20 protein-coding genes are annotated in these 19,323 nt (G+C 59.5%); 16 read left to right on the forward strand and 4 right to left on the reverse strand.

Features of this window, described 5'->3' with window-relative positions; genetic code table 11:
- Window positions 1–241: 241 nt before the first annotated feature.
- Window positions 242–1,480, reverse strand: coding sequence for an MFS transporter (locus tag NE852_RS06720; protein ID WP_008522654.1), 1,239 nt, complete (start codon window positions 1,478–1,480; stop codon window positions 242–244).
- Between the two features lie 302 nt (window positions 1,481–1,782).
- Between NE852_RS06720 and NE852_RS06725 the strand changes: the two genes are divergently transcribed.
- Window positions 1,783–2,730, forward strand: a complete 948-nt coding sequence (locus NE852_RS06725) for a diacylglycerol kinase family protein (RefSeq protein ID WP_008522653.1) — start codon at window positions 1,783–1,785, stop codon at window positions 2,728–2,730.
- 17 nt (window positions 2,731–2,747) lie between these two features.
- Here NE852_RS06725 and NE852_RS06730 read toward each other — a convergent pair whose 3' ends face one another.
- Both NE852_RS06730 and NE852_RS06735 read right to left on the reverse strand, forming a co-directional pair.
- Entirely contained in the window at window positions 2,748–4,100 is a 1,353-nt protein-coding gene (locus tag NE852_RS06730; protein WP_008522652.1) for a glutamine synthetase family protein, read from the reverse strand.
- Window positions 4,101–4,233: 133 nt separating this feature from the next.
- Window positions 4,234–4,764, reverse strand: a complete 531-nt coding sequence (locus NE852_RS06735; RefSeq protein WP_008522650.1) for a prepilin peptidase — start codon at window positions 4,762–4,764, stop codon at window positions 4,234–4,236.
- 259 nt (window positions 4,765–5,023) lie between these two features.
- Between NE852_RS06735 and NE852_RS06740 the strand changes: the two genes are divergently transcribed.
- From NE852_RS06740 to NE852_RS06805, 14 genes are all read left to right on the forward strand, one after another.
- Window positions 5,024–5,227 carry a Flp family type IVb pilin gene (locus NE852_RS06740; protein ID WP_008522648.1) on the forward strand — a complete coding sequence of 68 codons (204 nt, stop codon included), beginning with the start codon at window positions 5,024–5,026 and terminating at the stop codon, window positions 5,225–5,227.
- A gap of 99 nt (window positions 5,228–5,326) precedes the next feature.
- Window positions 5,327–6,244: a Flp pilus assembly protein CpaB gene (gene cpaB / locus NE852_RS06745; protein ID WP_037170611.1), complete on the forward strand. Its 918-nt coding sequence runs from the start codon at window positions 5,327–5,329 to the stop codon at window positions 6,242–6,244.
- A 56-nt stretch (window positions 6,245–6,300) separates the two neighbouring features.
- Entirely contained in the window at window positions 6,301–7,788 is a 1,488-nt protein-coding gene (locus NE852_RS06750) for a type II and III secretion system protein family protein (RefSeq protein WP_037170609.1), read from the forward strand.
- A complete protein-coding gene (locus NE852_RS06755) occupies window positions 7,772–8,077 on the forward strand; it encodes a hypothetical protein (protein ID WP_008522644.1) in 306 nt (101 codons plus the stop codon). The genes NE852_RS06750 and NE852_RS06755 overlap by 17 nt, the downstream gene beginning before the upstream one ends.
- 94 nt (window positions 8,078–8,171) lie before the next feature.
- Window positions 8,172–9,776, forward strand: a complete 1,605-nt coding sequence (locus NE852_RS06760; protein WP_008522643.1) for a TadE/TadG family type IV pilus assembly protein — start codon at window positions 8,172–8,174, stop codon at window positions 9,774–9,776.
- A complete protein-coding gene (locus NE852_RS06765; RefSeq protein WP_008522642.1) occupies window positions 9,773–10,252 on the forward strand; it encodes a TadE/TadG family type IV pilus assembly protein in 480 nt (159 codons plus the stop codon). Before NE852_RS06760 ends, NE852_RS06765 begins: the two co-directional genes overlap by 4 nt.
- Window positions 10,246–10,872: a TadE/TadG family type IV pilus assembly protein gene (locus NE852_RS06770; RefSeq protein ID WP_008522641.1), complete on the forward strand. Its 627-nt coding sequence runs from the start codon at window positions 10,246–10,248 to the stop codon at window positions 10,870–10,872. The genes NE852_RS06765 and NE852_RS06770 overlap by 7 nt, the downstream gene beginning before the upstream one ends.
- Window positions 10,873–10,900: 28 nt before the next feature.
- Window positions 10,901–12,043, forward strand: coding sequence for a pilus assembly protein (locus tag NE852_RS06775; protein ID WP_258156332.1), 1,143 nt, complete (start codon window positions 10,901–10,903; stop codon window positions 12,041–12,043).
- The gene (locus tag NE852_RS06780; protein ID WP_008522638.1) at window positions 12,040–12,591 is read left to right on the forward strand and encodes a L,D-transpeptidase; all 552 of its coding nucleotides are present in this window, start codon (window positions 12,040–12,042) and stop codon (window positions 12,589–12,591) included. The genes NE852_RS06775 and NE852_RS06780 overlap by 4 nt, the downstream gene beginning before the upstream one ends.
- Before the next feature lie 19 nt (window positions 12,592–12,610).
- On the forward strand, window positions 12,611–14,056 hold the full coding sequence (locus tag NE852_RS06785) for a CpaF family protein (protein ID WP_008522637.1): 1,446 nt from the start codon (window positions 12,611–12,613) through the stop codon (window positions 14,054–14,056).
- Window positions 14,053–15,006, forward strand: a complete 954-nt coding sequence (locus NE852_RS06790) for a type II secretion system F family protein (RefSeq protein ID WP_008522634.1) — start codon at window positions 14,053–14,055, stop codon at window positions 15,004–15,006. The genes NE852_RS06785 and NE852_RS06790 overlap by 4 nt, the downstream gene beginning before the upstream one ends.
- Window positions 15,007–15,013: 7 nt before the next feature.
- A complete protein-coding gene (locus NE852_RS06795; protein ID WP_008522633.1) occupies window positions 15,014–15,958 on the forward strand; it encodes a type II secretion system F family protein in 945 nt (314 codons plus the stop codon).
- A 15-nt stretch (window positions 15,959–15,973) separates the two neighbouring features.
- The gene (locus NE852_RS06800; protein WP_008522632.1) at window positions 15,974–17,278 is read left to right on the forward strand and encodes an ATPase AAA; all 1,305 of its coding nucleotides are present in this window, start codon (window positions 15,974–15,976) and stop codon (window positions 17,276–17,278) included.
- 60 nt (window positions 17,279–17,338) lie between these two features.
- Complete coding sequence (locus NE852_RS06805) at window positions 17,339–17,911, forward strand: hypothetical protein (protein ID WP_008522629.1); 573 nt, start codon at window positions 17,339–17,341, stop codon at window positions 17,909–17,911.
- A 114-nt stretch (window positions 17,912–18,025) separates the two neighbouring features.
- On the opposite strand, the gene NE852_RS06810 is transcribed toward NE852_RS06805, so the two are convergent.
- On the reverse strand, window positions 18,026–18,550 hold the full coding sequence (locus NE852_RS06810) for a tetratricopeptide repeat protein (RefSeq protein WP_008522627.1): 525 nt from the start codon (window positions 18,548–18,550) through the stop codon (window positions 18,026–18,028).
- 259 nt (window positions 18,551–18,809) lie between these two features.
- Between NE852_RS06810 and NE852_RS06815 the strand changes: the two genes are divergently transcribed.
- Window positions 18,810–19,313: a hypothetical protein gene (locus NE852_RS06815; protein WP_008522625.1), complete on the forward strand. Its 504-nt coding sequence runs from the start codon at window positions 18,810–18,812 to the stop codon at window positions 19,311–19,313.
- Window positions 19,314–19,323: the final 10 nt, after the last annotated feature.

The raw sequence follows: 19,323 nt of genomic DNA on the forward strand, positions 1-19,323 counted from the left end.
TAGCGTCCGACGAGCGAGCCGACAGGAGTCGGTCAGCGCACGAAGGCCGCGTACGGCAAAGGCAATCGACTGCTACTGTCGCTTGGCATCGTTAAGATGGCTCCGTTGAAATCCGTGACCGACAGGTGTCGCTCACGTGCTTTGCTAGGTGGTCCCGAATTCGGAAAAAGTCAAGCAGGGTAAATGCTTAACGCCAGAATGTCGCACCCCACGCCTTGCAGACGTGGGTGCTTCAGCCGGCCTACGCGCTCCGGCTGCGGCGTTCCAGGCGGAACGAAGCTGCAAAGACGAAGAGTCCAAGGAAGGAGAGCGCCGCGCCGACATAACCGGTCGCCGCAAAACCGTAGCCCCAGGCGATGACGAGCCCGCCGAGCCAGGCGCCGATCGCGTTGGCGATATTGAAGGCGGAATGGTTGGAAGCGGCCGCAAGCGTCTGCGCATCCGCGGCGACATCCATCAGCCGCGTCTGCAGCGCCGGACCGGCGGCAAAACCGCAGCCGACGAGGAACACGCAGAGGCCGAGCATATAAGGATTGGCGGCCGTCAGCGAGAAGGTGGTCAACACGACGATATTATAGACGAGCGAGCCGCCGATCGTGCCGAGCAGCGACTTGTCGGCGAGCCACGAGCCGATGAAATTGCCGGCATTCATGCCGACGCCGAAGAGAACAAGCATGATCGGAACCGCACTTGCCGGCAGCATGGCCACCTCGGTCGTTGTCGAGGCGATGTAGCTGAACATCGCGAACATTCCGCCATAGCCGACAGCGGCGATGCCGAGGGTCAGCCACACCTGAGGCCGGCGGAACGCGCCAAGCTCGCGGAGGAAGCTCGCCTCCGAGGAAACCCTGTCCCTTGGAACGTAAATCCAGATCAATGCCACCGTCAGCAAACCGACGGCGCCGACCGAGAAAAAAGCCACCTGCCAGTCGAGCGACTGGCCGAAGAACGTCGTCAGCGGCGTGCCGAGAAGGGTGGCGACCGTCAAGCCGAGCATGACGCGGCCGACCGCGCGTGCACGCCGATGCACCGGCACCATAGAGGCGGCGACGAGGGCCGCAACGCCGAAATAAGCCCCATGCGGCAGGCCGCTGATGAAGCGCAGGACGGTGAAGGTCTCGAAGGTCGGAGCCACGGCGCTTGCTATATTGCCGATGGCAAAGACCAGCATCAGCGTCAAAAGCAGCGTGCGGCGCGCCATCTTGGCGGCGAGCACGGCGATAACGGGCGCGCCGACGACGACGCCGAGCGCATAGGCGCTGATGACGTAGCCCGCCTGCGGCGTGGTGACCGAAAAGGTATCGGCGACATTCGGTAGCAGTCCCATGATCGCGAACTCGCCGGTGCCTATGCCGAAGCCGCCGCAGGCAAGCGCCAGTTGAACCAGCGCCACTGTCGTCGCCGACGGCAGCTCGTCGTCCGGTTGGCTCTCGATGGAGTCCCGGGTGACGACGGAAACATTGGCGGCGATCTCAGACATGAGAGCTCCTTGAGGCGGTTTTATGCTTGGCTAAAGGCCCTGGCGCAGGTGCTGCCGTGAGCCGATCGTTCGAAATGGCGGGATGTGGAGACGATCTCTCCGATATCTGATCTATCCGTGATATACCGGCAGGCGTCGAGTGCGTTTTTCGCAGTGCAGCGTCGTGTTATGTGCATATGTCCGTTGCAATATTTGCATTTCTGTCCTTTCTGGGGAGGAGCGCCGGCGCTTGAAATCGCCGATACCGCAACCATCTCAGGGGTAAAGGCAGGATTATTTCCGCGCCAGAGACGGGAGCCCTCATGAAGCTTGTAGGCTTTTTCAATCGCGACGGCGGCACCTTCAAGACCACCGACATGTCGGCCTACGAGAAGAGGGCGGAAGCAGCTTTCCGCGAAGCAGGGCACGATTTCGACGCCATCGTTTTCTCAGGAAAGGAAATCATTCCCGCCATGGAGCGGGCCGCCAAACGCGACGATATCGACGGTATCGTCGCCGGGGGCGGCGACGGCACGATTTCGGCGGCGGCCTCGATCGCCTGGAAGAACGGCATTGCCCTTGGTGTCGTGCCTGCCGGCACGATGAACCTCTTTGCCCGTTCGCTGCGCGTGCCGCTCGATATCTGGCAGGCGCTCGATGTGCTGGCTACCGGCGAGATCGACAATGTCGATATCGCCAGCGCCAACGGCCGGCCTTTCATTCACCAGTTTTCCGCCGGTCTGCACGCCCGCATGGTGCGCTACCGCAATGCCTACAGCTATCGTTCCCGGCTGGGCAAGATCAGGGCGAGCACGAAGGCTGCTCTCGGCGTGGTGTTCAATCCGCCGGAATTTGAGGTCGAGTTCGAGGCGGCCGGCATGCGGGAGCGCCGCAGGGTGTCGGCGATCTCGGTCTCCAACAATCCCTTCGGCGAGAATGCGCTGCTGCTTTACGCCGATAATCTCAGAAGCGGCGAACTCGGCTTCTACACGGCAAATCCGCTGAAGCCCCTCGGTGTCGCCCGTCTCGCCATAGACATGTTGCGCGGCAAGGTCCGCGAGAATGCCGACGTCATGGTGATGCATCCGGCTGAAGTGCATCTCCATTTCCCCAAACTGCGCTCCAAGGCCAATTGTGTCATGGACGGCGAACTCCTGCCGCTCCAACGCGACGTTTCCATCCGGCTGCATCCAGGCGAATTGAAGGTCCTGGTCAAGCAGGGTCTCGCTGCTCAGGTGGACGCCAGCGAACGCCGCGAGCCGGCCGCGTAAGGCAGTTCCGCCTGATTTCAGAGCCGCGGCAGATAGGTGCGGTAGTCGAAATCCGAAACCGTGCGCAGATGCGCGAGCGCTTCCTTGCGCTTGGTGTCGCCATAGAGCGCCTGATAGCGTGCGCCGAAGATATCGGCGATGAAGCGCGAACCGCGGAAAGCCTCGACGGCGCTCAGGAAATCATGCGTCAGCCGCGGCGTATTCGCAGGCGTATGCGAGGGCGTCGTCTCCTCGCCGGGATCGAGCTCGCCATCGAGACCGATGAGCATGCCGCCAAGGATTGCAGCCAGCAGCAGATAGGGATTGGTGTCGGCGCCCGCGACGCGATGCTCGATGCGCGCGGCTGGTCCGTCCTTATCGGGTATGCGGATCGCCGTACCGCGATGGCCGGTGCCCCAGGTGAGATCAACGGGTGCAAAGGAACCCGGCTGAAAGCGCCGGTAGGAATTGGCGAACGGGGCGAAGATCAGCTGCGCCTCGCGCATGGTATCGAGCAGGCCTGCCGTGACCGATTTGATGAGCTTCGGCTCACCGCCCTTGGCATCGAGGATGTTGCGGCCTTGTCCGTCGATGATGCTCGCATGAACATGCAGGCCGGAGCCGGCATGTTCGGAATAGGGCTTGGCCATGCAGGTCGATTTCAGTCCGTGGCGTCGCGCCGCCTGCTCGGCGACGCGCTTGAGATAGAGACAGTCGTCGGCCGCTGCCAACGCGTCGGGACGGTGCGTAAGGTTGACCTCGAACTGGCCGGGGCCGAACTCCGCGGTCGTCGCGTCCGCCGGCAGACCCTGCGCCCTGGCATAGGCTCTGAGTGTCCGGAGATAGCCATCGAGCGCATCGACGGCGCTCATGTCGTAAAGCTGGAAGCCGTTCGGTTCGCCGCGATAGGTGAGGCTTTCGGGCGGGGAGGGGCGCCCGGTTTCACGCCAGTTGCCTGCCATGATATAGAATTCCAGCTCGGTCGCGACAACAGGGGTCAACCCGCGCGCGGCATAACGTTCGAGCACCGAAGCGAGGATGGCGCGCGGATCCATGAAGCTCGGGCTGCCGTCGAATTCATGCATGGTGGCGAGCACCTGCATCGAGCCTTCCGGCGCCCAGGGCATCGGCACGAGGCTGCGCCGATCCGCAATGAGCTTGCCGTCGGGATCGCCGATCGTCAGCGACACGCCGGTGATATCGTCATTGTCGTCGCCCCAGATATCGAGCGATTGCGTCGAGGTCGGCAGGCGGGTTTCTCCGGCCCAGACCTTGTCTTCGGCGCCCGAGGGAAGCTGTTTGCCGCGCAGGTCGCCGTTCATGCCGACGAGCAGGATTTCAAAACGCGGGTCGCCGCCTTCGGTTTTACCGTCCATCCTGTCGCTCGCCATGACCTTGAAAATCCTCCGGGACAAGGCCAAGCTCCTATCTCATCGCCAGCAGCCTTTCAATCTGCGGGCCTCTTTTGCCAGTCATGCCCGACACTTGCCCGCCCTCCAACCAGTGGGGCTCTTGTCGATGCGGTTACCGTAGCTGCTGTTGAATAAGGGGCAAAGCCATGGTGACGAGCGCGGCGAAAACCATGACGACACCATAAGGTACCTTCCGGCTCGCCCGGATTTCCTCGACGCGCATGAAAAAGGCGAGATGTGCGACGGGCAGCGGCACCGGCAGCCTGAGGACCAGGAGCGTCACGATGCCGAAGACGAGGAGCAAAAACGAAAACGGCAGCATTCCGTGCCACCCGACAAAAAGGCCGATCGGCAGGAAAAGCTTGGCGTCTCCTGCGCCAAACAGCCGGAACGTCCAGAGAATCACCCCAAGCATGAACATCAACAGACCGGCCCCGAGGTCGCCGCCAATTCCGCTCGACGCAAACAGCGCAGCGCCGACATCCTCGGAGCCAAGCATCACGGCCACCGCGCGCAATGCATAAAGTGCCACGAGCGCAAGCACGACCGAGTTGGGGATCTTCCATGCGCGGAAATCGGTCCAGGCGGCGTAGAGAAAAAGGAATACCGAAAGCGAGCTAATAACATCGATCATTTTCAGCATAATATTCAACCTTTTGGGTTATTGTTGCCTGATTTTCAAGTTCTGCTCAAGTAAATAATTGGCGAGCGAGCCAATTTCTACGACTGGAACCGGGACTTTCGTCTTAACCATAAAGTATAGATGTCGGGAGCCTATGTATAAATCGGTTGACTAAATTAGAATTAAGAGATTATTAATATTCCCAGTCGAAGAGGCGGTCTCGACGACAAGGGGGCCGGGGGGAAATACGGCGCACCACTTATCTCGGAGGAAATTCTCGATGAAAGCCTTTGTAAATAGCGTACGCGCTTTCGCGCGGGAAGAAGACGGCGTCGCACTTACTGAATACCTCATTCTGCTTGCCTTGCTGGTTGGCGGCGTGATCGCGGCGGTGACATTGGCCGGCACCAATCTGGCTACCGTTTGGAACGGCTGGGCAGGGTGGTTTACGACCAAGCTGAGCGCCCCAGCAGCCGCAGGCTGATAATAGCGTTCGAAGAAGCGAGGGGTTTTTATTAACCCCTCTCTCCTAAATTAGCATCAATGAATGGATGCGCTCCGTCCAGTGTAGCGAGTAACCGCGATGCGTTCATCAACGATTTTAAGTCTCGTTATTGCGTTTGTGCTCGCAGCAGCAGCAGTCTTCGGCATGCGCGAGTATCTCTCCGATCAGAAGGCCCGGCTGTTGGCGATGAACGGCATGAAGGCCGAGGAAAGAACACTCATTGTCGCCGCCAAGCCGATGCGCTTCGGCGACCGGATCCGAGCCGAAAATCTCAGAGCCATTCCGTGGCCCTCGAATGAAACACCCGCAGGCTCGTTCGTCAGCATCGAAGCGGTCGTTGGCAGCGATGCCCAGCCGCGCTATGCCATGGCGGCGATCGACCCTGGCGAGCCGGTGCTATCCTCGAAAATCACTGGTGCCGGCGAACGCGCCACGCTGTCGGCGGCCCTCGACCAAGGCATGAAGGCGATTTCCATCCGCGTCAACGACGTGCTTGGCGTTGCCGGGTTCGTAAGGCCTTCCGATCGCGTCGACGTGCTTCTGACGCGGGTCGTGCGCGGACCGGCAGGCAACGATCAGACCTTCGTTGACGTGCTGCTGCAAGGCGTCAAGGTGCTGGCGGTGGACCAGACGGCAGACGAGCGCAAGGACGAGCCGTCCGTCGTGAAAACCGTGACCTTTGAGGTGACGACCGATGAGGCGCAGCGCCTCACCCTCGGCTCCAGTATCGGCACGCTCTCGCTGGCGCTTCGCAATATTGCCTCTTCCTCTGTCGAGCAAACCCGTCCGATCACCGTCGCCGACCTCGGTGGTGGGGCGATGGCGACGGAGCTCGGCCAAGATCTGGAAAAGAATGAGTTGCCAGAACCTGAAAAACAAGTGCAGATTGTGGAGCAAAAGGTCGAGCCGGTATTGCCGGTCGAGCCGAAGTGGGTAACGGTAGGGGTCTGGAATACGACGACGCGCGAGGAGCACCGAGTCGGTCTGGTCCAGTGATGTTTATGCGGCCTGCCGCGGGTGCGGCCAGCCGAACGAGGGGGGCTAACGCAGGCATGGCGAACGGCAAGAGAAGAATCGCAAGGACGAAAAGCCTTGCGGCATTGGCGGCAGTGTTTTCGGCCTGTGTATGTTTAGGGCCTGGATTTGCCGGCTGCGCCAACGCGCAGGAAAAGTCGGTCACCTTAGGCAAATCGGTCCAGCGTGTGACCTTGCCTCCGAACGCGACGCTGACGCTCAATACCGGCCAGACCTTCGGCGATCTCGTCATCGGCAACGCCGAAATGATCGACGTGGTGCCGCTTTCCGACAAATCGCTTTTCATTCGCGGCAAGAAGATCGGCGCCACCAATATCTCGGTCTATGGCGACGACAAATCGCTTCTCGGTGTCATCGACATCCGCGTTGCCAGCGATTTCACCGAAGTCGCCTCCGCTATTCGCTCCGCCGCGCCCTCGGCCCGGGTTACCGTCGTCAACTCCAACGATCGCATTCGCCTGACAGGCATCGTCCGTGACGGCGTCGAATTGCAGCGGGTGATGGAAATCGCCCAGTCCTATTCCGATCAACCGGTGCTGAACCAACTGCGCGTCAGCGACAGCCAGCAAGTGATGCTGGAGGTCCGTGTCATTGAAGCCTCACGCCAGACGGGTCGTGACCTCGGGATCGGTTGGTCCGGGCACGGCAACAACGGCATCGGCAAGGCAACGACCAGCCAGGGGATCACCGTGGACGATAACGGCAACCTGGCCCGTACCCTCCTTGACCCCAAGGGTGCGGCAACGGGCATGCTGCCCTTCGGCCAGTTGATCGCCAAGGTTCTGGAAATTTCGGGCGGCCGCATCGATGTCGTCATCAACGCGCTCGAGCAGAAGGGATTGGTGCGTCGTCTGGCTCAGCCGAATCTCATCGCAATGAGCGGCTCGACCGCCAGCTTCCATGCCGGCGGTGAGGTGCCGATCCTGAAGACGACGAACAACGGCACGACGGTCGCCACCGAGACGGACTATCGCCCCTTTGGTGTGCGGCTGACCTTCAAGCCGGTGGTGCTTGACGACGGCGTCATCAATTTGGAGATCGAGCCTGAGGTATCCGAGCTTGATCCCTCGATCAACGTCAACGGCAATCCGGGTTTCATCTCCCGCGCGGCCAGCACCACGGTAGCGCTTCGCGACGGCCAGAGTTTTGCCATGGCGGGCCTGCTGCAGTCGATCAATGCCAAGGACATCCAGCAATTGCCAGGCCTCGGGCAGATACCGGTTCTCGGCGCACTGTTCCGTTCGACGAGTTTCCAGAAGAAAGAATCCGACCTCGTTATCGTGGTCACGCCGCACATTGTGCGACCGTCCCGCCCGGGCGAGGACCTCTACAGTCCGCTCGATCAGACGCGCTCGTCCAACGATGTCGAGCTTTTCGCTCTCGGTGTCTTGGAAGTCGACAAGGACATGCTCCGACGCTTTCGCAATGGCGAAGGTGTGACTGGGCCCTATGGCCATCGTCTCGATCTGAACCAGGGAGGCCAGGTTGTTGTTACAAAACGCTAAGCGTCTCCTTCTCGTCCTTGCAGCCGCCGGCCTGGTTTCCGGCTGCGCCGACTACATGAACCATCGCGACTCGATCACCTTCGGGCTCGGGAACGCCATGGAAGCAAACAAGGCCATCCATACCGAGGACCCGTTCCCGCCGGAAGCTCAGCGAACTCGTATCGCAAGCGACGGCAAGGTGATCCGCAGGGTGGTCACTCAGTACCAGAATGGCGGGGCGGGCGTTGTTGAGCCGTCGCCGGCCATGGAGGCCAACGGGGCGTCCAGCGGGGCGACTGTTAGCCAGTAGCAGTTCGAAAGGCATGAACGGCGGCAGCGCGCCGGAAGGGAAAATACACGAAGTTGGGTCGTCACGGCGATAGCGCCGTGATGGGGGTATACCAATGCTGAACAGGGTTGTCAGACGGTTCTGGAACGATCATCGCGGCTATGTCATCGCCTTGACGCTCATCGCCATGCCAATGCTTCTCGGCTTTTCGCTGCTGATCATCGATGTCGGTCGCAGCGGCAACCTGCATACTGATCTCCAGAACGCGGTCGATGCGATGGCTCTGGCCGGAGCCCGCGAACTCGATGGCCGCGATGATGCCATTTCGAGGGCTCAGACGGCGATCGGGAAAATCGCCAATAGCGCGGCCTTTTCCGGGGGCGGGACCGGCATGTCGCTTGGCTCGCATATTACCGTCACCTACGACGCCGGAAACGATGCCGCGAGCACTGTCACCGTGCTTTTTCTGAAGAGCATCCCGGCGGACGACGATACGCCCATCCCGTCTTCGATGGAAACGACGGACGCCAGCGAAGCTTCCTACGCCTGGGTCATCGCCAAGCCGCAGGCGATGCAGACGATCTTTCCGATCCCGGTTGGCTTTACCCGCAATACAATCAACATCGCTGCCGACGCCGTGGCGGTATACCACGCCAGCGCCTGCGACGTGACGCCGATCTTTATCTGCAATCCGTACGAGCCAGCAGGGAACACGAGCGAAAGCGCCAGTGAAGTTGCAGCTGCGGCCTTGCACACCAATTTTGCGGCCGGCAATCTCTACGGGCGACAGATCGAGCTTCACAGCACTTCGGCGTCCAATCCCGGTCCCGGCAATTTCGGGTTCCTGCGGACCCCCTTGGGCAATGGTGCCTCTGTGCTGGCGGAGGCTCTTGCCACCGGCAATCCCGGTACCTGCTACACACAGGACAACCTCGATACGGAGACCGGCGCAAAGGCAGGGCCGGTCGAGGATGGCGTGAATACGCGCTTCGGCTTTTACTCCTCGTCGTTCAACAAGGTGAACGGCGATTATCGTTATCGACCGGCGCAAAACACACGCTCCGCCCAAACGATCACCGGCAAGGGAAACAAGGCCTGCGATAGCTACAATCCGGTCATGACAGGAGCCGTTGTCGGCGATGCCGCAAAGGCTGTGCCGCTCGGCTATGGAGCATCCATGACCTCGCTTTCCGGCGGCAAGATCAGCAGCGGCAATAATTGGCAGTATACGACCTATTGGAACGTCGCGCAGGGAACGGTTGCGCCCTCGGTGAGCACTGTTCTCAGCAACTATTCCAGTTATCCCGCGCAGGCGACAGGAACGCCAAATCAGCCCTCCGCTTACGATGTCTATCGTTACGAGCTTGCGAACGCGGCTCTCATCAACCATGCCTCGGCGAATGGTGAGACTGGAAAACCGGCAACTGGCGGCCAGTGCTATACCGGCCCGGACCTTTCGAACTATACGGCGGCCGAATACGGTGATCGCCGCGAGATCTTCTCAGCCATTGTCAATTGCGGCTATGAAGCCTCGGTCGGCCATTTGAACGGTCACAAGGCCACCCGCGCCGTGGCCTTCGCGCGCATGTTCCTGACCAAGCCGGCGATAAAGGATTCCAGCGAACGATACCTTTCCCTGGAGATGATCGACATATCAGGCAAGGGTGGTCGCGGAACGCTGGACGAATTCTTGCGGGAAGAAGCGGAGCTGGTCAGATGATCGCGCTCCGCAACTTTATCAGGCATCGGCTTTGCCTCGGCTTCTGGCGGCGGGAGGAAGGCGCGGTGCTTGCCGAAGCGCTGCTCGCCATCCCCTTTGTGACAATCTTTGCGGCGGGCATACTGGAGTTTGGCAGCATCTTCTGGCAGCGTATGCAGATCGACGCAGGCTTGCGCGATGCGGGGCGTTACCTTTCGCGATGCCGACCGGTGTCGGGAACCTACGTGCCGACCTGTAATCAGGCGACTGCGAAGACGATCGCCTTTTACGGAACGCAAACACCTGCGGCAAACGCCACACCCCGTGTACCCGGCTGGAAGAACGCTGCCGATATCACCATCACGGCACCCGATGCAGACGGGAACATCACCATTTCCACAGCTCATCTCTACCAGACTTCGCCGGTCTTCGGCTTTCTGGGAATTGGTGCAATCACGATCAGTTCCTACCATGAAGAGAGGTACATCGGATGGTGACCTCTAGGGCGATCAAGGCATTCTGGCAGGATAGCAGTGGTGCCAGCCTTGTCGAAGCACTGCTGACCTTTCCGATCGTCATGCTGGTGTTTGCCGCCTTCATCGAGTTCGGCTATGCGATGTCGCAGTGGAACCAGACGGTCAAGGCACTGCAATATGGTGCCCGCCTGGCGGCCGTATCCGATCCGTTGACGACGAATTTCAATGCCGTTTTCCCAACCGACGCTGCCGATCCGCTCAACAACGGCAAAGCGGCGCCGAACGATGCGACGATATCTTCGACCTGCGGACCGGCTCTTGCGAACTGCAGCACGGCGGCATTGAACCGGATTGTGCTCGGAAGCGACGGCGTCTGCAACGCCGGAACCGATCCTCACCCCGGCATTTGCGACCTCAACTGGCGCATCACCCCGGATAAGCTGATGGTCACTTATCAGCGGTCGGGGCTCGGCTATTGGGGCCGGCCGGACGGGCCTGTGCTGACGATGCGGCTGGAGGTGCGCAACATCACCTTCGATCTGCCGGTCCTCGGCGGCCTGTTGGGACTGAACGACGTCACCATCCCGGCCCATCCGGTGACGATCACGACGGAAGATCTAAAGACGTGCTCAACCTGCTGACTCCTTAAATTACGCGTAGGAAAGCGAAATGACAGCTCACATGAACATAGTCGCATCCACCAAGATCCTGGTCCTTTCCGACGATGCGGCTGCAGCGAGCTTGATGCTCGATACGTTCGGGTCGCTTTCCCGTTACGATGTCCGCCATCTGGCGTTGAAGGCGCTCGCAGAAAAAGGCCGGTTCGACCCGACGCAGTTCGACCTGATCGTTCTCGACGTCGACAACGGGAAATTGCTGCATCAGCCGGAGCTTTTCGCGTTTCGCACCAGCTATCGGGACATTCCGCTCGTCGTCGTTTCCGAAGACCTGCCGGACGACATGCTGCGGCTGCTCTTCCGCCTGAACGGCAATGACTGGCTGAAGAAGCCGCTCGAGCGCCGCGCACTGATCGACATGATTTCGACCCATGCGCCAGGCACTGGGGCGAGCGACAGCAGGGTGCATGCCGTGGTCTCGGCCGTCGGTGGCGCGGGCGCCAGCATGATCGCTTCGTCGCTTGCGCATGTGCTGGCCCAGCCGACCAAGAATTCCACGCCGCGGATCGACTTGTTCGACACGGATTTTTGCTCCGGGACGCTTGGTTACTATCTCAACCTCGTCAATGACTACGACTTGAAACCAGTCATCGCCAATCCTTCCCGGGTCGATCTGGAATTCATCGATCTGGTCCGAAAGCGTCATTCGGGGGGCTTTTCACTGCTTTCCTTCAAGCAGCCATCGGTTCTTCTGGCGCCGAAGGGCCGTGAACTCGTGCTGCGCATGCTCGACGTGGCCGCGTTCGAGAGCGATCACACGATCATCGACGTTCCCTATTATGACACGCCGTGGAAATACGAAGTGCTCACCTCGGTCAACAGCGTCTGCATCGTCACCGAAATGACGGTCCCTGCGCTTTCTCAAGCCAAGGATCTGTTTGCCAATCTGGTGCGGCTGCGTGGCAGTGCGGATCAGATATTCATCGTCATCAACAAATATCGCTCCAAGCTTTTCGGCCTCGGCCTGCGCCGGCAACAAACGGAAAAGATATTCAAGGAGATCCCGACGCATGTCATCGGGGATGACTGGGAGACTTTGAGCGAGGCGGTCAACCGGGGCGTGCTGCCATTTCAAGTGAATTCCCGGGCGCGCTTCTGCGGCGCGGTCGGTAAACTTGGAGCACTGGTGCGATGACGGCGATCCGCGCCGCCGATGTCGGCTTTGCAGTTTTGGCAATTCTGGCCGCTGTCGGGGATGCCGCGGCAGGCGGGCTTGTCCCGCGAAGCCTTGGGCCGACGACAAGCGCCGTGGTGGCGATCGAGAAAAGCTACGCGGCTGGGACAATCGTCATCGTCAGCGGCAATCGTACGCTGGATCTCGTCATCTCCGAAGGACGGGCGATCCGTTACAAAATTGGCGTCGGACGAGACGGATTTCGGTGGAGCGGTACCGTCAAGGTGGGGCGGAAGGCAGAGTGGCCTGACTGGCGCCCGCCTGCTGAGATGAAGGCGCGCTCGGCTGGACTTCCGGACCTGGTACCTGCAGGGCCGCTCAATCCCTTGGGTGCTCGCGGGATCTATCTCTACAAGGGCGGGACCGACACGCTCTACCGCATTCATGGAACGAACGAGCAGTCGACGGTCGGTGGCTTCGCGTCATCGGGCTGTTTTCGCATGAGCAATGCCGACGTCATCGATCTCTATGAGAGGGTGAAAGTCGGTTCCACGGTCATTGTAAAGTAACAGTTGAGGGGTGGGACGCATGGCGAACGGTATCATCGGGCGCTTCTACAAGCGGGAGCCGGAAAACCAGGAACATCTGGAGGCCGCCGAACTGTCCGTGGTCGGCGCACTTCAGAGCATGCCTGCCCAGCCGGCCTCTGACAGCGCCGCGGCGAGAGACGAGGAGGCTTCGCTCGGGCCGGACATGGTTTCGGAGCGGGTCAATCTGCACCGCTACCTGCTCGATCGCATCAACCTCGGGATCCTCGACACACTCGACAACGAGGAGATCGCCACCGAGATCCGGCCGTTGGTCAAGGACTATATCCGGAGTAACAACTTTCCGCTGAATGCCAAGGAAATCAACGATCTGATCCGCGATATCACCGACGAGATGCTCGGGCTGGGACCGATCGAGCCGCTGCTGGCCGACGACACAATCGCAGATATTCTCATCAACGGCTACAACAGCGTCTATGTCGAGCGGAGCGGCAAGCTCGAGAGCACCGCCGTGCGGTTCAAAGACGAGGATCATCTCCTTCGGGTGATCAACAAGATCGTCTCGGCGGTTGGCCGCCGCGTCGACGAGTCAACGCCGATGGTTGACGCCCGCCTCAAGGATGGCTCGCGTGTCAACGTCGCCATCCGGCCGATCTCGGTCGATGGACCGCTCGTTTCCATCCGCAAATTCACGCGCAAGCCGCTGACATTGGAGCGCCTGGTGCAATATGGCGCCATGGCCGATGCGATGCGCATCCTTCTGAGCGCCGCGGTCAAGGGCAAGGTGTCCATGGTCATTTCAGGCGGCACCGGTTCCGGCAAGACCACCTTGCTGAACGCGCTCTCGTCGCAGATTTCCCCAAAGGAGCGCCTGATCACCATCGAGGATGCGGCCGAGCTTCAACTGCAGCAGCCACATGTCGGGCGTTTGGAAACCCGACCGCCGACACTCGACGGACGCAACGAGATCCGTCAACGCGAACTCTTGAAAAACGCCCTGCGCATGCGTCCCGACCGCATCATCGTCGGCGAAGTACGCGGCGACGAGGCGTTCGACATGCTGCAGGCGATGAACACCGGCCACGAGGGGTCGATGACGACCATTCACGCCAACACGCCGCGCGATGCCGTCGGCCGGCTTGAGCAGATGGTCGGCATGGCAGGGATGCCGATGTCGCAGTTGAGTATTCGCTCGCAGATCTCGTCCGCCATCACCATGATCGTGCAGGTCCAGCGCCTGAGCGACGGCAGCCGCAAGATCGTCTCGATTTCGGAGATCACCGGCATGGAGGGCGAAGTCGTGCAGATGCAGGAGATTATGAAATTCAAGAAAATCGGCACCGATGAAGGCGGGCGGATCCATGGAGAATTCCGCGCCACCGGCATCCGGCCGCGGTTCGTCGAAGAATTCGCCGAACTCGGGATCGAGATCCCTTTGACGATTTTTGATCCCGGCAAACCGCTGCAGACGGGACCCGTTCAATGACCCTGACACTCCTTTACGCGGCCGTTTTCACCGCGGCCCTTGTCGCAGTCGAAGCGATCATGCGCGGCTATTTCAGGACATCCGAACGCCACCGCGCTGTGAACCATCGGCTGAGCCTGCTCGAGGTCAGCGATGATCATCGCAAGACCTATAGCGATATGCTGAAGGAGCGCGGTGCCGCAAGCAGTTGGCGGCAAGTCGCCATGATGCAGCGGCTGTTGCGGTTCTACGCCCAGTCGGGGATCAAGTTCGATGCCAGGCGATTTGCTCTCTTCGCGATCGCGGGCGCACTATTGACCTGGCTGGTCGTTCAGTTCCTCGTGCCGAGCACTCTGTTCAGGATCCCCGTCTTTCTCCTCGTCTGCCTCTTCATCCCGGCACTGGTCGTCTGGCGCGCCCGGGCGCGGCGCATGAGGAAATTCGAACAGAAGCTTCCGGAAGCGCTCGATGTCGCCAATCGCAGCTTGGCCGCCGGCCATCCGCTGCCGGCGGCGATTTCTTTGGTGGCACGCGAGATGCCTGATCCGATCGGCACCGAGTTCGGTCTCCTCTCGGACGAACTCACCTACGGCGTGACGCTGGACGACGCCCTCGTCAATTTGGCGGACCGGGTCGGCGTCGAGGATCTGAACCTGCTTGCGATATCGCTGAGCGTACAGGCAGGCACCGGTGGAAATCTCGTAGAGATCCTGCAGAACCTTTCGAAGACGCTGCGAGACCGATCGATGCTGAAGGCAAAGGTCAAGGCGATTTCCTCGGAAGGACGCATCACCGCGATCTTCATGTCGATGTATCCGTTTCTGCTCTACGCGATGATCAAGGCGTTGTCGCCGACCTACTTCGATCCCGTCTGGGATAGCGGCCACGGCACCGTCTTGGTGTGCGTGCTGCTGGCCGTCATGGCGATCGGGAATGTCATTCTCTACAAGATGGTCAACTTCGAGTACTGAGGCGGTCATGTCGAGTGAGTATGGAATTTACCTCATCGTCTTCTTTGCAGTACTGATCTTTTCTGCAGCGGCATCAGAGTTGTTTTTTCGGCAGCGCGAGGTTTCGGTGCGGGTGTCGAAGAGCTCGACGGCAACAGGCGAGGAGTTCCACCTTGGCGATACGACCATTGCCGACCTCGGCGAGGCAGAAAACCGCCTCATCCGTCGCTATTTCGAGATTACTCGACGTGACACCAATGCGAACTCCACCCAGAACCGGCTGATCCGGGCGGGGTATTTCGCTGCCGGCGCCGTCACCACCTTCCAGGTGGTTCGCGCGGTGGTCTGTGTCAGCGTGCTGGTCGCGGCGGTCTGGGTTTTAAACAGGGTCGCGCCTGATATGTCACAGCTGGCGACGCTGATTGTTGCCATGTTCGCTGCGGGTGTAACCTTTATTCTGGTCAATATCTATATCGACCGGCGTGGCGCCGCCAAGGAGAGGGAGTATCGCCGCCTCTTTCCCGATTTCATGGATATGCTGATCGTCTGCCTCGATGCGGGGATGAGCATCGAGGCGGCGGCCAACCGTGTTGCCCGGGAGTTCGTCGACAAGCGGCAGGATTTCGGCCTGCATCTCTCGATCATGATGCTGGAAGTGCGGGGCGGCCGGCGATTGCGCGAGGCGCTCGCCAACCTTGCCACCCGCCTCAGGATTGACGAGGCCCGGGCCCTTTCCGTTCTGTTCCGCCAATCAGAGGAACTCGGGACCAGCGTAACGCAGACGTTGCGAGTCTACTGCAAGGAAATGCGCGATCTCCGTATTGTTCGCGCGGAGGAAAAGGCAAACGCCCTGCCGGTCAAAATGCTGCTGCCGCTTGGCGCGTTCCTTTTTCCGGTAAGCCTCATCATCGTTCTCGTTCCCGTAGTTATCCGCGTTGTGGATCTTTTGATCAGCATGAAACCCGGCGGTTGAGCCAAGCGAGGTCGTATGCAGTATTCGCTCGAACAGGATCGTAAGGAAGCCATCATTTCCCTCGATCCGCGTATGCCAATGGCACCGGCAGGCATAGACCAAGCCGGGCTGGATCCGTCATTCCTGCTTCGGCTGGCGTCAAAATGTGCGGCCGAGCAGGATACAACCACGGCCTCGTATCTGGCTGACCGGATGAAATTGCCGAAGGTGATCGTCAATATCCTGATCAAGGAACTTGTGAAACTCGCATACCTCGAGGCTCGCGGCCTGGCTGGTGAGGATGTGAGATCCGATATTCGATATGCGCTTTCAATGAAGGGGCTCGAATATGCCCACGCGGCGTCGCGTCAATGCCAATATATCGGCCCGGCGCCGGTGTCGCTGGAGGCGTTCTGCCGGCAAATAGGTTTGCAGTCGATCCATCACGAGCGCGTGACCCCAGAGCGGCTGACCGACAGCCTTGACGGGTTGGTGCTCTCAGGGGCTCTGGTCGAAAAGCTCGGCCCGGCCATCAATTCCGGCCGCTCGATCCTGCTTTACGGGCCACCCGGAAACGGAAAGACGAGCATTGCCGAGCGGACGTCGCAACTGTTTTGCCAGACGATCTGGGTGCCCTACGCCATCGAGGTCGGCGGCCATGTCATCAGTTTCTATGACGAAGCCGTGCATCACTCCGTATCGGAGGCTGACGCGGGCTCTCATCCGAAAGCGGATCAACGATGGATCGAATGCCGGCGTCCGGTGATCAAGACGGGCGGGGAATTGACCCTCGATCAGCTCGATCTCACCTTCAACGCAGGGCCAAATGTCTATGAGGCGCCCATCCACTTGAAGGCATCGGGCGGTGTTTTCATCATCGATGACTTCGGGCGCCAACAGGTGGCGCCGCAGGCGCTGATCAATCGCTGGATTGTGCCGCTCGAGCGCGGATATGACTTCCTGACGCTGCACACCGGCAAGAAGTTCAAGGTTCCCTTTGACGAGCTGGTGGTATTTTCGACGAATATCGCACCGAAGGATCTTTCCGACGAGGCCGGCTTGCGGCGCTTGAAATACAAGATCTTTGTGAACACGCCGTCGCGCGACGAATATCTCAGAATCTTCAAATCCTATGCCGGCGGCACCGGATTGGTTGTCAGTGATCCAGACCTGAACCTGTTCTACGATCGTAAGTACAGCGGTAATGTGCCGGCGTCCTGCTATCATCCGAAATATCTTCTGGATTTCGTCGGTTCCTACTGTGATTTCAACGGCATAGATAGAAACGCATCGCTCGACATGCTCGAACGGGCATGGGAAGGTGTGTTTACATCGGAATGATTGCGGACTTGGCGCTGACCGCGGCCAACGCAGACTTAACGACTTACGGGGAGTAAACGAATGACCAGCATTCCAAGTATCGAGGTCGAAGCAGAACACCCAAAACCAAGCAATTTGCGGGCCATAGAGCCGAAAGGCTCAAAAAGCCCGCTCCTCGTCGGTTTGCTCCTGATGCTTCTGCCTGTGAATGCCGGCGTTCTCATCTATACCGCCAAGAACTCAGCGGATGTTCGCGAGAGCCGCGAGACGATCGCCGCGCTGAAAAGGTCCATCGATGGTCTGAGAGGACAGATCGAAAAGCAGTCGAGCAAGATCGCGGATAATGCCAAGGCCGACGAAGTCGCACTTATCCACCAAGAGATGGGTGACCTGCAAAAGGCTATCTCGTCGATCAACGAACAGCGCAACGACACAAGCGGTCTACGCATGGGTTCAGCTTTGGTCCTGAGCGCGCCCGGCAAGGAACCAGCACAATTTTTCGCTCCGCCGCCCCGCGCCCTGGCAGCGGAAACTCAAACTCCGGATAGCACTCTTGCATCCATCGAAGCCGGGGGCATTTCAGTGAACAACCTGCCGCATTACGAACGAACACTCTCGCCGGAAGGCCAGCTCATACTTCGGAAGGCACGGTAAACAAAGACGTCACCGAAATCTCCAAAGCAATGGCTGCCAGGAGGCGCCGCGCCGATGCTCGCAATGCAGCAAGGGCGCTCTCATCCCGACGCAGATTGCCGATCGCTGAAGGGCCTATCCCCGCTGAGCGTAATTCACACTGTTCTTCATCAATTCGAGATTGCGGGCAGTGATTTCGTTTCCTGGATCAAGCTCGTAGGCTTTCAGGAAATACCGTCTGGCAGTGCGCAAATCACCGCGTAATAGGTGGGAATAGCCGAGATTGTTGTAGTAGACCGGGGTGTTGCCGATCATTCGAGAGAGTTGCTGGTAGGCGCGATCGGAAGTGTCGAAGCGGGCAACCATGTCGGCTGAGGCCGCCAAGCCTAGCCAAGCGGCCGGATCCTGCGGAAAAACGTCAACCGCTCGCTTGTAAATGGCGTAGGATTTTCCGTAGTTCTTTTCCTGAAACTGCAGTTTGCCGTTGGTTATCAACTCGTCGTTCTTATAGAAGGCGACGGCTGAGTCATCCTCGAGAGTTTTTGCACTGTCGCCATAAGCAGCCAGACCATCAACGCCGGATGACTGGCACCCAGCTAAGATCGCTCCAGCCGCTATCAAAAACGCAATGCATTTAGTTCCAGCTCTGATCTGCATCATCGGCAACTTGATCCCCCATCAGACATTCATACCTAAGACTCGGATCTGTTCACCGGAAATCATCGTAAAAAAAAGCTAACAACTCAAGAATTTGAGCAAATAGTCGCAAAAAAGCGACAGATGCGGCCTTCGCCGGAATGCGAGAGCGTGATAAAATGCCTGCTATCCAAAGTAGGCATGCTGTGCCACCCATGACTCCTTGAGTTGAAATCGATCAACGTCGCCTATCCTGCTCTGAGGTGAAAGGATGGAACGCCGCATGCGGATCGCTATTTTCACGCTGATGCGACTTGGGCCATCACTGGCTTACGCGATAGCATCGAACTTTGTTCTCAGCATACCGCTCCTGGAAAGCCACCCCTCAAGTGCGTTCGCATGGTGGCTGCATATGACACTGCTTCCGGTCATGCGCGAGCCCATCTATCTGCTTTTGGCGGTACCTGGCGTTGGAATTTGGAGCGCCGCGGTCCTGTTGACGCTTGCATCGATTTTCGGGATTCGAGTGGCCATGCAGCCGCAAAGACACCGCCGTTCGGGGTTCATTCATGCCCATATCGCGCTGATCGCGACCGGTCTGCCTATGGGGCGGGGAGCGGTTGCGCAAGCCGGGCTTTCCGAGTTTGCGTTGCCTCAATTTCAACAAGGCGACTGGTCGTTTCTGCCGCTGTCTCATTCACCGCTTGGGACCTTCCTTTTCATATCGGTGTTTTTGGCTTGCATTTGTAGCCATTTAACAGTCATCAAGCGTGCAATATCGGCGTGATGGAAAAGGG

Origin of the sequence: Rhizobium sp. Pop5 (genome assembly GCF_024721175.1) — a bacterium.
Classification (GTDB): Bacteria; Pseudomonadota; Alphaproteobacteria; order Rhizobiales; family Rhizobiaceae; genus Rhizobium.

Bases quoted from the DNA above. Each gene is read 5' to 3' on its own strand.
- NE852_RS06720 (WP_008522654.1), bottom strand. From the start codon at position 1,480: ATGTCTGAGATCGCCGCCAATGTTTCCGTCGTCACCCGGGACTCCATC.
- cpaB (WP_037170611.1), top strand. From the start codon at position 5,327: ATGCGTTCATCAACGATTTTAAGTCTCGTTATTGCGTTTGTGCTCGCA.
- NE852_RS06810 (WP_008522627.1), bottom strand. From the start codon at position 18,550: ATGATGCAGATCAGAGCTGGAACTAAATGCATTGCGTTTTTGATAGCG.
- NE852_RS06790 (WP_008522634.1), top strand. From the start codon at position 14,053: ATGACCCTGACACTCCTTTACGCGGCCGTTTTCACCGCGGCCCTTGTC.
- NE852_RS06765 (WP_008522642.1), top strand. From the start codon at position 9,773: ATGATCGCGCTCCGCAACTTTATCAGGCATCGGCTTTGCCTCGGCTTC.
- NE852_RS06780 (WP_008522638.1), top strand. From the start codon at position 12,040: ATGACGGCGATCCGCGCCGCCGATGTCGGCTTTGCAGTTTTGGCAATT.
- NE852_RS06815 (WP_008522625.1), top strand. From the start codon at position 18,810: ATGCGGATCGCTATTTTCACGCTGATGCGACTTGGGCCATCACTGGCT.
- NE852_RS06725 (WP_008522653.1), top strand. From the start codon at position 1,783: ATGAAGCTTGTAGGCTTTTTCAATCGCGACGGCGGCACCTTCAAGACC.
- NE852_RS06775 (WP_258156332.1), top strand. From the start codon at position 10,901: ATGACAGCTCACATGAACATAGTCGCATCCACCAAGATCCTGGTCCTT.
- NE852_RS06740 (WP_008522648.1), top strand. From the start codon at position 5,024: ATGAAAGCCTTTGTAAATAGCGTACGCGCTTTCGCGCGGGAAGAAGAC.
- NE852_RS06785 (WP_008522637.1), top strand. From the start codon at position 12,611: ATGGCGAACGGTATCATCGGGCGCTTCTACAAGCGGGAGCCGGAAAAC.
- NE852_RS06800 (WP_008522632.1), top strand. From the start codon at position 15,974: ATGCAGTATTCGCTCGAACAGGATCGTAAGGAAGCCATCATTTCCCTC.
- NE852_RS06730 (WP_008522652.1), bottom strand. From the start codon at position 4,100: ATGGCGAGCGACAGGATGGACGGTAAAACCGAAGGCGGCGACCCGCGT.
- NE852_RS06770 (WP_008522641.1), top strand. From the start codon at position 10,246: ATGGTGACCTCTAGGGCGATCAAGGCATTCTGGCAGGATAGCAGTGGT.
- NE852_RS06735 (WP_008522650.1), bottom strand. From the start codon at position 4,764: ATGCTGAAAATGATCGATGTTATTAGCTCGCTTTCGGTATTCCTTTTT.
- NE852_RS06750 (WP_037170609.1), top strand. From the start codon at position 6,301: ATGGCGAACGGCAAGAGAAGAATCGCAAGGACGAAAAGCCTTGCGGCA.
- NE852_RS06795 (WP_008522633.1), top strand. From the start codon at position 15,014: ATGTCGAGTGAGTATGGAATTTACCTCATCGTCTTCTTTGCAGTACTG.
- NE852_RS06760 (WP_008522643.1), top strand. From the start codon at position 8,172: ATGCTGAACAGGGTTGTCAGACGGTTCTGGAACGATCATCGCGGCTAT.
- NE852_RS06805 (WP_008522629.1), top strand. From the start codon at position 17,339: ATGACCAGCATTCCAAGTATCGAGGTCGAAGCAGAACACCCAAAACCA.